This is a genomic window from Nicoliella spurrieriana, assembly GCF_023380205.1.
In the GTDB taxonomy this organism is placed as follows: Bacteria; Bacillota; Bacilli; order Lactobacillales; family Lactobacillaceae; genus Nicoliella; species Nicoliella spurrieriana.
Window position 1 is genome coordinate 61,935 of record NZ_CP093360.1, and the last position, 13,147, is coordinate 75,081.

Below are 13,147 nucleotides of genomic sequence, written 5' to 3' on the forward strand. Positions count from 1 at the left end.
CTTTTTTGTTACCATGAAAATCGTTCGTAATAAATCTGGGAGCGTCTCACACCCAATCGCCTTAAGTTCTTAATCCACTGGGTCCCCATTTTATCAGGACCACCAATCAACACTACTGTTTTTTGGGTATTCTTTGGCAAGCGGTTCGCAATTGCTTCTTGATTAAAGCGGCCAATTTGTCGAAACACCCGAAAGTTGTCGCGCTGTTCCCACTGGTCAAATTTATCTTGATACAATAAGTTATTTTCATTACTGACACTATAAAAAATGGTCGTCTTTAGATCGGGATTGCCATCAACAATTGAAAGCAGTGGTACGATGCCAATCCCACCGGCGATGATCATTAAATTATCGGGATGGTTTTCATTAATTACCGACTGATACATTCCAAAACCACCATTAATTACCACACTTTCATTCACCTGGATGGTAGCCAACTGCCTGGTGAAATCACCGTCACCCCTAATCGCTAATACTAATTCATTACTGTCGCTAGGGGCATTCACAATCGAAAAGGGGTGTGGTTCCTTCATCAATTTAACTTTCGGAAAGGATAAAAACACAAAATCACCAGGATAAATATCCAAATGTTTATGCAATTTTAAGGTTAACTGTCTAACGTTTGGTTTGATTTCTACATTATTGATTAGTTTGGCAGTAATTAACCGGCGGTGGACAAACGTCATTGCATACGCTCCGAATACGAATAAAGAAGCTGCAACAAATAGCACCGTAAATGGAACGATTTGGCGAATATACGGAATCAATAACACGTGAATAAAGATCAATCCCGTTGCGACTACGTTTAAACGGTGGATTAAAATTGATACCTCATGCTTAAACACCCGCTCCAGTGATTGCTTAATCCATCTTAACGCCGGGACTCGATTCGTTAACCAACCCGCCATAAAAATCATCGAGTATAGTCCTAACCCAATGAATAAGTATAGTGCCCAATTCCCAGTTAGTTTAATCCACCCATCAGAGCGGAGGTTACTTTTATGCAGGTATGCTAAAACAATTGCTGCTAAACTAAGAATTCCATGAATCATGTAGGCATTCGGAAGGCCGATTAAACGATCTAACCATTTCGGACGGGTTGAAATATACATCGCAAGTAACATCCATGAGTACGCAATCGTTCCGAATAAAATCATTGTTTTATCCTGATTGTAAATTGCTGGCAACCCGGCACTAAGGGTTTGAACGAATGGAAATGGAACCAAAAAGATGGCAACTAGCCAAGTAAGCCCCAGTAAATATCGATTACTATTCAGCATCAGTAATTGTCCCCCTAATAAAATAACTTAGTCGTTGGTTTTGATTCACAAAGCACCCGGTCAAATGGTGCTGTTCAATTAAACGCCGTAGCTCTAATTCACCAGCTGCAATGCCAGCCGTTGCCCAGCAATCAGCATTCGTAAGGTCACTAGCATACATCGTTACCTGAAGTAAATCATTTGAACCACTAATCCGAATGTGGGCTCCACGCTTACTGAATCCAGATGTTGCCACCGCGCCATTTTTGAATTGATAACTAGCCACTAGTTGTAAACGATCAATGGGGCTTTCAATCCCAATCTGCCATTGAAAGCCATTTTGACTAGCAAATTGAAGATCGCCACCACCGTTTAGGCTGACACCATCAATAAATTGATTTCGCAACAATGGTCGCATTAACTGATCAAAAATTGTTTCAATTGCCCAGCCCTTCACATACCCTAATGGATCGTAATGATTAAATTCATCAGTGGCGTTAAAATACCCGTCACTATTGTGCTTCATCACTTGGCATTGATCATAAATGAACCGGAATTCAGCATCGGTGTTTAAAATCTGTTGATTGCCACGGTTGAATTCGCTAACCAGACTATGGTCTAAAAATGTTGAATAACGTTGGTTAATTTGCTCTAATCGATACAAAACGGGCTTAATCAATGACTGAACCGTTGATTGAACTTGCTCGCTGTCCTGACCCGCAACGCTAATTGTAAACGGAATCGTCATTGATTCCACTACCGTTGATTTAATAATTGTGTCCATATTTTAACTCTCCGCTTTGGTGATGGCATCCTGTAATGAACCGGTAAACCCACCATAAGTTTCGGTGGCTCCAGAGACTTGATTAATCTTTGCACTTTGCTTTTGCAGGGCTTCCTTAGTATAAATTGGCAATGCCTGCTCGTTAATTTCGTCTGACTTGCCACCTTCGGGATGCTTTAATACCGTAATGTTACTAATTTTATTATTTTTAACTACCATTTTAACCTGAACGTCGCCATGGCGTGTCTCAGTAGCAGCCCCGGTGTATGTCCCGTTTTTTAATTGTTTTTTATTATTCCCATCACTACTCCCGCTACTGCTGGTTTGACTTGCGGTTTGTGACTGGGGACTAGTCGTTACCGTTTGCTGCTTTCGATCAAAGAAAACGGTATACCCTTCAATTATTACGGCCAGCAAGACCGCAATTGAAATTAATAATACGCTCAGTTTTTTCATCATTTCAAATAACTCCTAAACATAATGAATTATGAATAGATTACTAGCTAAATTTTAACGATTAATAAAATAAATCATAATTTTTAGATAAAAAAGTTTAAAAAATACAAAAAGGCGAACCGATATGAACATCGATTCGCCTTTAGTTATTAATACTTACGCTTTCCGTGTTGATAAACCTGTTTATCTTCCTGCGCAACCGCTTGAACGTCTGCTAGTGGATTTCCCTTAAGAACCAAGAAATCAGCAAACTTACCCACTTCTAACGTCCCATAATCAGTTAACTTCATTAGTTCAGCTGAGCGAGTTGACGCAGTCAATGCGTCAAAGTTACTCATCCCTAATTTATTAACCATCAAGTCAAACTCACGTGGCGTTGAACCAAAGTAAGTGTAAGGACACCCAGCATCAGTTCCAAGCACTAACTTAACGCCGGCCTTATAAGCCTTCTTAAAGTTCCGATAACCGGCCTCGGTACATGCGGTGTTCTTAGCCACTTCCCAGTCAGGCAGTTCGTCACTATGGTCCACAATACTCTGTGCAACGGTCAAAGTAGGGGTTAAATAGATTCCATGATCAACTAACATTTGAATTTCTTCATCATTAATGTAGTAGCCATGTTCAATTGAATCGACACCGGCTTCGATTGCATTTAAAATTCCGGGATTTGCTTCAGCATGGGCAGCAACAATGGAACCCTTACTGTGGGTTTCTTCAACCGCGACCTTCATTTCTGGAACCTTTAATTGGGGTTGGACCATGTTGTCATTAATCGACATTACCCCGCCAGTAGCCATGACCTTAATACATTGTGCTCCTTCGGCGAAGTTTTTCCGCACGCCCTTCCGCATTTCATCGGGAGAATCAACGGCATTCCCACCATGGAACAAGACCCCATGGCCACCAGTCATTGTCATTGGTTCCCCTGCTGGCATGATGGCTGGCACCTGATCTAATTTCCCGGTTGCTTGTAGCTTTGCAAGAGTCCGGTCCACCCCATATGAGCTTCCACATTCACGAACGTAGGTCACCCCAGACTTCATGAGTTCGTGGAGGTGTTGAATCGAACGGGTCACGACCGTCACAATATCAGCACTTCCGTCCCCATCATGACTGGATGGATCTAATGAAGTATGCGTATGGGCATTAATCATCCCCGGCATTACATATTGGCCGTTTAGATCAATTGCCTCTTCAGGAGCAGTCCCAGTCCCGACCTGGGTAATCTTACCCGTTGTGGAATCAACCGAGAACCAACTATCGTTAACGACCTGATTATCTTTTCCATTAAATAAATTAAAGTTACTGTAGAAAACATCTGCCATCTTATTCACTCTTTTCAAAAGAATTTTATAGTAATTTGAGAAAAATTGAAGCAATGATTACGGAAGCAACTGAAACGGTGGCAAACCCACCCACTAACATTTTAGGTAGGGTATGGTTCAAGACAAACGTTTCTTCATCCTTAGTCTTAGCAATGTTTTTAGCTGATTCGTGTGTCACAATGTAATCAGCAGGAAAACCAAACAATGCAGTTAACGCACTCGCAAATGCCATCGATTTTGACATCCCCAGTGGCTTGGCTAATAGGAATGAGGCTAAGAACATCCCAAAGATTCCCAAAATGATCATCGTAATAATTGGAACTAAAATGCTAGTCAGGTTTTGTGGCGTAACGGCCGCCAAGAAGGAGAAAATGTATAGCAATAATCCATACATAAACCAGTTGAAGACCCCGGCTTTTTCCAAAACGTGATCATCTAAGATTCCAAACTGGTGAGCAACCACCCCAACGACCAAACAAACGATGAATTTATTAATGACGTTGTTCAAAAGCGTCCCACCGATCCAAAGTGACAATGCAGATAATAACATTACCAAGAAAATTTGAAAAGCGGGGGTTTTATAAGCTGAAAATCTCTGATTGGTAGTTAAACTTTTAACGACTTCATGGGCATCAACAGATTCCTTGACCTCGCCCTTATTACCGGAGCGATAAACCCCAAGGAGCCGTTTGCCCTCCTTCTTTAACAAAAAGGCAGTCAGTGGATAACCAATGATACTGTGTACAACAAACATTGAAACCGGAAATGAAATTAATTCCGTAATATGTTGGGCTTTTAGACCATTACTCATTAAGAAAGCAGCAACGATTCCACCAGTCAATGGTGGCACACTAGCAATTACCGTGTGCCAATTAAATAGTAGTAATCCACCACCCATGGCTAAAATCACGGTCCCAAGTACCCCAGAGAGTGCAACCACAACGGAACGCCATTGATCAACCAATACCTTTAGGTCCATTAGGGTTCCCATATGGATTAAAAGGGCTGCTTGGATGACTTCCACAAAATTAGGGGTAAATGAAGCAATTTCCGTGATATTTTTAGGAATAATCGTCCAATATCCAATCAAAAATAGCACCGCGGTGACAAATACCGACGGGATATAAGCCTTACTTAACGTTGATACCCATTCACCAATAAATAGAAACATCATTACAATTGTTAACGCAACCACAATACTCATTATACACCACTCCAATCAATTCGGTACCTTCTCGATTAAGCTAAAATTGACGTTGTCCGTGTTGATAAACCTGTTTGTCTGGCTGTTGAACCGCCTTAATATCTTCCAACGGATTCGTCTTTAGAACTAAAAAGTCAGCGTATTTACCGGCTTCGATTGTGCCATACTCGGATAGCTTCATTAACTCAGCTGAGTGGCGCGAAGTAGAAAGGGCATCAAAATTAGACATTCCCAATTTATTGACCATTAATTCAAATTCAACTGGGGTCGCATTGAAGTATGCATATGGACAACCCGCATCGGTTCCTAACGCAATCTTCACCCCTGCTTGATAAGCATTCTTAAAGTTTTTAAACCCGACCTCCATACATTGTCGGTTTTTAGCAACTTCCCAATCAGGAAGTTCATCACTATGATCATCAACGCTCTTAACGACCGAAATGGTTGGCACTAAGTAAATGTGTTTCTTAATCATCAATTGAATTTCTTCATCTGTTACATAGTCACCATGTTCAATCGAATCCACCCCCGCTTCGATCGCATTCATAATGCCAGGATTAGCTTCAGCATGGGCGGCAACGATTGATCCTTTACTATGAGTCTCTTCAACGGCAACTTTAATTTCTGGCACCTTCAATTGTGGTTGTAACATATTATCATTGATCGACATGATTCCACCAGTTGCCATAACCTTAATGCATTCGGCTCCCTCAGCAAAGTTGGTCCGCACGCCCTTCCGCATTTCATCGGGAGAATCGACTTCGTTCCCACCGTGAAATAAAATGCCATGCCCACCAGTCATCGTCATTGGCGCCCCTGATGGCATAATTCTCGGCACCTGCGGTAATTTACCAGTCCGCTGTAATCTGGCAAGGTCCCGATCGATTCCATATGAGCTTCCACAACCACGGACATATGTAACCCCCGATTTAAGGAGTGAACGTAAATGCTGAATGGCCCGTGTCGTAACAGTTACGATGTCCGCAAAACCATCACCATCATGGCTAAATGGATCTAAGGTTACATGGGTATGAGCATTTACCATCCCTGGCATTAAGTATTGCCCAGCTAGATCAACTTCTGAATCAGCTTGTGGTGCTTTCCCCTGCCCCACTTCAGTAATCTTACCAGTAGCTTCATCCACTAGGACCCAAGCATCGGCTAGGGTTTCATCCTTCGTTCCTACAAATACGTTCACGTTCTTAAATAACTTTACCTTCATAAACACGCACTCCCTTAGCGTTTGAATGTTATTTTTGATAACATCAATTAAATTGGGATAATTATACAATTTTAAATAAGAGACGTCAATGTCATTTTTAATCTTTTTCTAATAATAAATTCTAATAATTAGCGAAATAAGCATTTAATCAATGTTATTTTCTAATTTTAAATTAATTTAAGCTTAAAAATAATTGCATATTATTTTTTAAAGTGTAATATAATGCATATATATAAATAACTTTTATATTTTAACGTTGTTAGCTAGTTCAATTTCATTAATTAATGATGATTTTGGATGCAAATTGTAATAAAATGTCCCATTTAATCTAATCAAGAGGTGATCTTCATATGGATTTATCAAAAATTATCAACAGTAATATTGCTGGAATCGAGCCAGAGGGAATTTCTACATTTAGTCAACAGATTGCTGGCACCCCCGATTTAATCAAATTAACGGTCGGGGAACCAGACTTTAAGACCCCTGAACACATTAAAGCAGCTGCTATTAAAGCCATCAATACCGATCAAACCCACTACACAGCCCCAGAAGGTGCAATTGAAACCAGACGGGCTGCATCTGATTTTCTAGCTAAGAAATACGATGTCCATTATGAACCTGAGTCAGAGATCGTTATCACAATCGGGGTTAGCGAGGCCATCTTAGATGTTTATCTAGCACTGTTGAACCCTGGCGATGAAATCTTGATACCAGCCCCAGCCTTTCCGGTGTACGCCGGAGCAGTTCAAGTGGCTGGTGGTAAGGTCGTTTTCATTGATACTTCCAATGACGGCTTCAAGCTTACCGCTGATAAACTAGCCGAAACGTTGCAACACCATCCAAATGCAAAGGGATTAATTCTTACATGTCCCAATAATCCAACGGGCCGGACGTATAGTGAAGCTGAATTAAAGGCCATTGCGGATGTCGTTAAAAATTATGACACCATCGTCATTAGTGATGAAATCTATAGTGAAATTACCTATGGTGGTCAACACCATTCGTTCGCTAAGTACCTGCGCGATCAAACAATCGTCTTTAACGGACTATCAAAATCACATGCAATGACCGGGTGGCGATTAGGGGTTATCTTTGCCCCAGCTCCACTTATGAAGCAACTTAAAAAAGTCCATTTATTTAATACCTATAACATTTCAGCATTTATTCAGGCCGCTGCCATCGAGGCATTCACCAACGGGATTAACGATGCAGCTCCAATGAGGGATGTTTATAAACAACGCCGTGACTTAGTAACTAGTGCGTTAGCATCGGTAGGCATCAGCGTTGTTAATCCGGAAGGGGCATTTTACATTTTTGCAAAGGTTCCGGATAACTTTGATGGCACTAGCGTTGATTTTTGCCTGGCACTGGCGCGAGATGCTCACGTTGGTGTGGTTCCTGGTTCAGCATTCGGCCCTGGTGGTGAAGGATACTTCAGAATCAGTTACGCAGCTAGTTTTGATGATCTAACGGAGTCAATGAACAGAATCAAGTCCTTTTTAGCAGTTAAAAACGACTAATTAATTAAAAAGTCCCAACCTAGTTATTTACTAGGCTGGGACTTTTTAGTTTACAATGATTAGATTCATCCTATTTAAAAATATAGATGATAATAATTTTACAATTTTTCATGATTTAGTTCCCTTTGCTTTATTTTTCATTTTCAACCCATGGCCGTGCAACATAGCCCGTGTGAGTGGATCTAGCATAGATACTTGAAACCTGAACCCGTGGTGGCCAACTTTCAATCATCTTATCCTTCCCTAAGTAAAGCGCAACGTGCCAAATGGTTTTAGTTCCTGGTTGGTAGTAGAAGATTAAGTCGCCACGCTTCCGTTGATTGAACGGAACAAACTTAAATTTCTTAGAAGCCCATAGTCGACGGGAGTTCCATTCGTTACCTGGGTGGGCGTGTTGAATTGCACTAACGGGGGCGGGGTTAATTCCACCGGCATAAAGCGCTTGAACCACCAATCCTGAACAATCATTCCCATAGGCAGGACTCGATGAAGCCCCGTAAATATAAGGACGTCCCAAGTATTTATAAGCCTGCTTAATTGCGGCTTCAATATGTGCTTTCCGTCCCTGGGTGATCTTAGCACCCAATGGGGCTACATATCTATCAATGCTGTAAAATTGCGAACGCTTAAAGCCCAACTTTACCCATGTGTTCACGTCAACATTGCCAGTTGCTTTTAAATGGTGTTTCTTTTGGAAGTTTTTGACTGCATTTTTAGCTGCATAATTATATTCATAGTGACCAGTTCCTAAGGGGCCCATATTAACGCCAACTTTACGCATTACCATTTCAGTTTTAATACCTTCATAACCCAGTTTGACGGTATAGCCGACCTTCCCAACTGGTTGAATTTGTTTACTTGCGATTTGATAATAGCGCTTTGGGTTTTGATAAACCCTTTGTTTGGCCTTTACGGAGTTGGAACTATTCAGACCAATTCCCAATGATGCTAAAATAGAAACTGCTCCTAATGCAGCCAAAACCCTTCTCCACTTTACCATTTAAATTTCCTTCTTCCGTTATGTAAAATTTAAGAATTCATTAACATATTAACACTACCCATAATTTTTTAATATAAAAATATTATATTTTACCAAACCCTTTACATTTTCTTAATGTTTTAATACAATTTAAAATAATTGTTTCAATCTGTAATTAATTAATAATCAGAGGGAAGTATCTTTTATGAATATGAACAAAAGTTTATTAGTAACTGCTTTAATTGCCCCGTTAGCAGTTATTTCCATTAACTACCCTAATCAGGCTAAGGTGGCGCATGCTGATAGTCCTACCGTTATCAATAACCAAAGTAAGATTAACCTTACCCAATCTTCGGCGCAAGATAGTGGTAGTTCAGCCGCAACGAACTCGTCACAAAGTGCAGCAAGTAGTGCTAGTTCAAATGTTCCCAGTAGTTCAGCTGAAAGTACCGCAAGTTCCAACCAGAACAATGCTAGCTCGCAAGCTAACCAGCAAACGCCAACCAATAATGGGAATCCACCTAGTAAACACCCTAAACCCATCAGACATAAGTACAATCAGATCATTAAATCCCAACGGGTAAATTATTCTAAAATCGTTCAACGAAAAACGAATACTTATCGAAGTGGCGCTTATAATACCCAAAAAGCATCAATCAAGGCCTTTTCAAATACTAGCAATTTACGTGGCAAATGGGTCCAGGTAAGTGCTATTGAAAAGACTAAAACTGGTACTTATGCCCATATTTTCCATAACGGTAACGACAGGGGCTGGATTAACCAAGCTGCCTTCGCCAATTCGGCATTTAAGTTAAATAACGTGCCATTAATTAAGCAACGCCCACAACTACCAACCGGGTGTGAAATTACCGCCGTTACCATGATGATCAATTATGCCACCGGTAAAAAATATCGTAAGACATTCATGGCTAATAAAATGCCGCGTAGTTCTAATCCTGATAAGGGCTTCATTGGGAGTCCGTATTCAAAATCGGGTTGGTACATCTATCCACCCGCCCTTATGAAGTTGGTTCGCCATTATATTGGAACTAGTGTCAATCTTACTGGTAAGTCAACTAACTACCTCAAACACTACCTTCAAAAACATAGTCATCCAATTGTAATTTACGTTGCTAATGTTGACGGATTTCCTAACCATGCTTTAACCGTCACTGGTTTCACCAAGGATCGAATCTATTATAACGATCCGTGGTTAGGCACTAGAACCAGCATGTCGATTTCGGCCATCAACATTCATCGTCGTCATGATAAAATGAGAGCAATTACTTACTAACCTCAATCTTAAAAATCCTGGCCATAGCATTGAACTATGGTCAGGATTTTTAATTTAATCATTTAAGTAACTCAACATAGCGCTTATTGGCAGTAATGTAGTGACCATTCTCCAATTGAAATCTAGTCATCCCACCAACTGATACCAATTTGCTAAACATAACCCGTTTATGTTTAGCGTAACTACCTAAAACCTTAGCATTGCTAAATTTAGGACTACTATAAATGTTGATTTTATGTAGTGTTTTGACTACGTTCCCACGATCTGCTTTTATAACCGGATTAATCATTGACATCCAACCCATTAATAACCCACTCAAGACCATGGTAATTATAGTTCGTTTCATTATTGATTGCTCCCTTCAGTATTTAAAATTAGCTAACCACCTATAACCATTTTATTATATAATGTAGTTTTAGAATAGTTTTAATTGTTCTGAATAAGTCATCATCGTGATTAAAGAAAACTAACTTTTACACAACTAATTTTTGTGTAATAATAAAAAGAATTAATTATTAGAAGTCGAGGGATTTTTTTGAATAAGAAAATGTTATCAGGATCGTTTTGGCTCTCCTTTGGTAGCATTATCTCCAGGGTCTTAGGCATCGTTTATCTAATTCCCTGGTTGATAATGATTGGAAGCTATAGCAATCAATTAAACGCCCAGGCGGTCTTTAACGCCTCATATACCCCATATGCACTGTTAATTGCGGTTGGAACTGCAGGATTACCATCGGTAATTGCCAGGCAGGTAGCATCACTGAACTCCAGGAATCGTTATTTAGACGGAGTTTACGTTACTAAACTCGCATTTATCATTATGGTCCTTGCGGGACTGATCTGTGGAATCGCCCTATACATTTTAGCACCGGTGATTGCCCGGAATAGTCCCGTTCAGTCAGTCCACCAGGCAGTGATATCCATCCGCATGTTAGTGCCAGCCATCATCATCCTACCGTCAATGAGTATGATTCGTGGCTGGTTTCAGGGCCATAGTGACATGAAGCCATACGGAATTTCACAGCTTTGGGAACAGCTGTCTAGGGTCTTGTTTATTATTATTTCGACCTTTGTTATCATCAAAGTCCTTCATTATCACTACATTATCGCAGTCTACTTTAGTGTGTTTGGGGCATTTGTTGGTTCATTAATTAGTTATTTATACCTCTTCTTCTATGGTCATCATCAAAGAGGGGAATATCAACGCCAGCTCGCTAAAAGTGAACCCCGGCAGTTAAATAACTTCACCTCAACTATTTTGGGATTGTGGTATGCATCAATTCCATTCGTGCTAGTGGGTTCATGTATTACAATTAGCCAATTGATTGATCAAGTCTTCTTTAAACAGGTACTAGTAAACGCTAATCATCTTGCAGCTGACTACGTCAACTACCTGTACACTGTCTCATCTGCTAACCCTAGTAAAATCACTACCATTATCATTTCATTAGTAACGTCCGTCTCTGAAACTAGTTTACCGCTATTTTCAGAATTACATGCTAAAAAGCAGTGGACTCAGATTAACAAGCTGTTATTAGAAAACTATAAGCTACTGTTATTCTTTATGTTACCGATTGTAATTATTGCCGGTTTTGCTTCTGGACCCATTTATACGATTCTATTTACCCATGATTCGGTTGGGACCTATTATTTAGTTCAAAATATCATTCAAAGCATCTTCTTAGGGCTAGCAATTAATGTATTAACATTACTGCAATCGCTCCATGCAAGCAAAAAGGCGGTTATTTATATGACCGCTGGCATCATGGTCAAGTTAATCTTACAACTACCAATGCTTAAGCTCTTTGGTGCTAGTGGTGCCATTATCGCTACTGACTTTGCATTTTTGATAATTTTATTGCTAGGTTACATTAAAATAAACACCCTCTATGGAGTCAAGTTGGGTTCATTAGTTCCTATTTTATACACGAACTCGTTCTTGATCATTATCATGAGCATCTTCTTTTTTACCATTCAACAATGGTTCCAACCAGTTACTAGATTCGGTAGTTTTTTATATTTAGCAATTTATGGACTCTTCTTCCTACTAACATACGTACTAATTGCCAATCGAACTGGAACTGCCAAAGCGTTATTTGGAGAACCGATTAGTTATCGTTCCATTAATCAGCGTTAATAAAAAACATCGTGCTTGAAAATCAGGCACGATGTTTTTTAATTTCGGTTAAGTGCTTTGTTCAAAATTTAGCAGAAAACGTTTATTGGGAATTCCACCGGCATATCCAGTCATTTGGCCATCGCTACCAATAACCCGATGACAAGGGATGATAAGCGCAATTGGATTATGTCCAACAGCTCCACCGACCGCCCTAGCCAAATTTTTAGATTTTGATGCATCATTTTGAATCGCTTCAGCAATGGCAGCGTAGGTAATGGTTTGTCCATACGGCACCATTAGTAATTCGTTAAAGACCTGCTTGCGAAAACTAGTCGTGACAGGATTTAGTGGCACCATTTTAACATCAGGATGATTGCCAGCAAAGTAATCATCCAACCAATTAATTGCAGCCTCAATTGGAACCGTTAATTTGGTTAAAGCTGCATCTAAATTATAATCAGCCCCAAAATATCGTTGATTCTTAAGCCAAAGGCCCAATAAATATCGATCATCACTTAACATGGTCACTGGACCAATTTGGGTCTCATAAACATATTGATAATTCATTTTAGTTCCTAACTGACGTTAAAAGCGATTAGCATTATTCAATTGTTGCTCCGCTTTAACTAAATTTTGATTAGCACGTCGAATACTCTGCTTACTTCTAGCATGATTAGCATACCACTTAGCACGGTTCACTGCTCGTTTAGCCCGTGCAATTCGAATCACTCTAAATTTATCAAATTCATTATTGGCATTGTTACCAGCATGGTAACCATTATTTTGTGGTGGGCGATTAATATGATGTCCACTATGCACTGAATTAGTCTGGCTAACTCGATTTGATACTGCCGCACTTACATGATTAAAACCACCAAATAAGGTAAACGCACCAGCAGTTATGATCATCCCAGTAACCAAATGGCGAGCCGTTTTTTTAATCATTTTAATTACCTCCTTAAAATTGGCCTTTTATTAATTATAG

Annotated in this window: 12 protein-coding genes and 1 pseudogene; 3 read left to right on the forward strand and 10 right to left on the reverse strand. The window is 39.9% G+C overall.

Features of this window, described 5'->3' with window-relative positions; genetic code table 11:
- Positions 1–8: 8 nt before the first annotated feature.
- The 6 genes from MOO44_RS00310 to MOO44_RS00335 all read right to left on the reverse strand — a co-directional run bounded on the left by MOO44_RS00310 (position 9) and on the right by MOO44_RS00335 (position 6,250).
- Positions 9–1,280: an FAD-binding oxidoreductase gene (locus tag MOO44_RS00310; RefSeq protein ID WP_260115928.1), complete on the reverse strand. Its 1,272-nt coding sequence runs from the start codon at positions 1,278–1,280 to the stop codon at positions 9–11.
- Positions 1,270–2,043: an FAD:protein FMN transferase gene (locus MOO44_RS00315; RefSeq protein WP_260115929.1), complete on the reverse strand. Its 774-nt coding sequence runs from the start codon at positions 2,041–2,043 to the stop codon at positions 1,270–1,272. Before MOO44_RS00315 ends, MOO44_RS00310 begins: the two co-directional genes overlap by 11 nt.
- Before the next feature lie 3 nt (positions 2,044–2,046).
- The gene (locus tag MOO44_RS00320) at positions 2,047–2,502 is read right to left on the reverse strand and encodes an FMN-binding protein (RefSeq protein ID WP_260115930.1); all 456 of its coding nucleotides are present in this window, start codon (positions 2,500–2,502) and stop codon (positions 2,047–2,049) included.
- Positions 2,503–2,648: 146 nt separating this feature from the next.
- Positions 2,649–3,824: a metal-dependent hydrolase family protein gene (locus tag MOO44_RS00325; RefSeq protein WP_260115931.1), complete on the reverse strand. Its 1,176-nt coding sequence runs from the start codon at positions 3,822–3,824 to the stop codon at positions 2,649–2,651.
- A 25-nt stretch (positions 3,825–3,849) separates the two neighbouring features.
- Positions 3,850–5,028, reverse strand: coding sequence for a hypothetical protein (locus MOO44_RS00330; RefSeq protein WP_260115932.1), 1,179 nt, complete (start codon positions 5,026–5,028; stop codon positions 3,850–3,852).
- 40 nt (positions 5,029–5,068) lie between these two features.
- A complete protein-coding gene (locus tag MOO44_RS00335) occupies positions 5,069–6,250 on the reverse strand; it encodes a metal-dependent hydrolase family protein (RefSeq protein ID WP_260115933.1) in 1,182 nt (393 codons plus the stop codon).
- A gap of 350 nt (positions 6,251–6,600) precedes the next feature.
- Here MOO44_RS00335 and MOO44_RS00340 point away from each other — a divergent pair, with 350 nt between their 5' ends.
- Positions 6,601–7,770 (forward strand): aminotransferase class I/II-fold pyridoxal phosphate-dependent enzyme, encoded by a 1,170-nt coding sequence (locus MOO44_RS00340; RefSeq protein WP_260115934.1) that lies wholly within the window; start codon positions 6,601–6,603, stop codon positions 7,768–7,770.
- Positions 7,771–7,900: 130 nt separating this feature from the next.
- Here MOO44_RS00340 and MOO44_RS00345 read toward each other — a convergent pair.
- Positions 7,901–8,755: pseudogene (locus MOO44_RS00345) on the reverse strand (C40 family peptidase); the annotation flags it as partial.
- 199 nt (positions 8,756–8,954) lie between these two features.
- Between MOO44_RS00345 and MOO44_RS00350 the strand changes: the two are divergent.
- Positions 8,955–10,043 (forward strand): C39 family peptidase, encoded by a 1,089-nt coding sequence (locus tag MOO44_RS00350; RefSeq protein WP_260115935.1) that lies wholly within the window; start codon positions 8,955–8,957, stop codon positions 10,041–10,043.
- Positions 10,044–10,101: 58 nt separating this feature from the next.
- Here the strand turns inward: MOO44_RS00350 and MOO44_RS00355 are convergent, their stop codons facing one another.
- Positions 10,102–10,389 carry a DUF5776 domain-containing protein gene (locus MOO44_RS00355; protein WP_260115936.1) on the reverse strand — a complete coding sequence of 96 codons (288 nt, stop codon included), beginning with the start codon at positions 10,387–10,389 and terminating at the stop codon, positions 10,102–10,104.
- Positions 10,390–10,578: 189 nt separating this feature from the next.
- On the opposite strand from MOO44_RS00355, the gene MOO44_RS00360 reads away from it, so the two are divergent.
- On the forward strand, positions 10,579–12,180 hold the full coding sequence (locus MOO44_RS00360) for a putative polysaccharide biosynthesis protein (protein WP_260115937.1): 1,602 nt from the start codon (positions 10,579–10,581) through the stop codon (positions 12,178–12,180).
- 48 nt (positions 12,181–12,228) lie between these two features.
- Here MOO44_RS00360 and MOO44_RS00365 read toward each other — a convergent pair whose 3' ends face one another.
- Positions 12,229–12,729 (reverse strand): methylated-DNA--[protein]-cysteine S-methyltransferase, encoded by a 501-nt coding sequence (locus MOO44_RS00365; RefSeq protein ID WP_260115938.1) that lies wholly within the window; start codon positions 12,727–12,729, stop codon positions 12,229–12,231.
- An 18-nt stretch (positions 12,730–12,747) separates the two neighbouring features.
- Complete coding sequence (locus tag MOO44_RS00370) at positions 12,748–13,107, reverse strand: hypothetical protein (RefSeq protein ID WP_260115939.1); 360 nt, start codon at positions 13,105–13,107, stop codon at positions 12,748–12,750.
- Positions 13,108–13,147: the final 40 nt, after the last annotated feature.

Bases quoted from the DNA above. Each gene is read 5' to 3' on its own strand.
- MOO44_RS00365 (WP_260115938.1), bottom strand. From the start codon at position 12,729: ATGAATTATCAATATGTTTATGAGACCCAAATTGGTCCAGTGACCATG.
- MOO44_RS00335 (WP_260115933.1), bottom strand. From the start codon at position 6,250: ATGAAGGTAAAGTTATTTAAGAACGTGAACGTATTTGTAGGAACGAAG.
- MOO44_RS00355 (WP_260115936.1), bottom strand. From the start codon at position 10,389: ATGAAACGAACTATAATTACCATGGTCTTGAGTGGGTTATTAATGGGT.
- MOO44_RS00350 (WP_260115935.1), top strand. From the start codon at position 8,955: ATGAATATGAACAAAAGTTTATTAGTAACTGCTTTAATTGCCCCGTTA.
- MOO44_RS00315 (WP_260115929.1), bottom strand. From the start codon at position 2,043: ATGGACACAATTATTAAATCAACGGTAGTGGAATCAATGACGATTCCG.
- MOO44_RS00325 (WP_260115931.1), bottom strand. From the start codon at position 3,824: ATGGCAGATGTTTTCTACAGTAACTTTAATTTATTTAATGGAAAAGAT.
- MOO44_RS00320 (WP_260115930.1), bottom strand. From the start codon at position 2,502: ATGATGAAAAAACTGAGCGTATTATTAATTTCAATTGCGGTCTTGCTG.
- MOO44_RS00370 (WP_260115939.1), bottom strand. From the start codon at position 13,107: ATGATTAAAAAAACGGCTCGCCATTTGGTTACTGGGATGATCATAACT.
- MOO44_RS00310 (WP_260115928.1), bottom strand. From the start codon at position 1,280: ATGCTGAATAGTAATCGATATTTACTGGGGCTTACTTGGCTAGTTGCC.
- MOO44_RS00340 (WP_260115934.1), top strand. From the start codon at position 6,601: ATGGATTTATCAAAAATTATCAACAGTAATATTGCTGGAATCGAGCCA.
- MOO44_RS00330 (WP_260115932.1), bottom strand. From the start codon at position 5,028: ATGAGTATTGTGGTTGCGTTAACAATTGTAATGATGTTTCTATTTATT.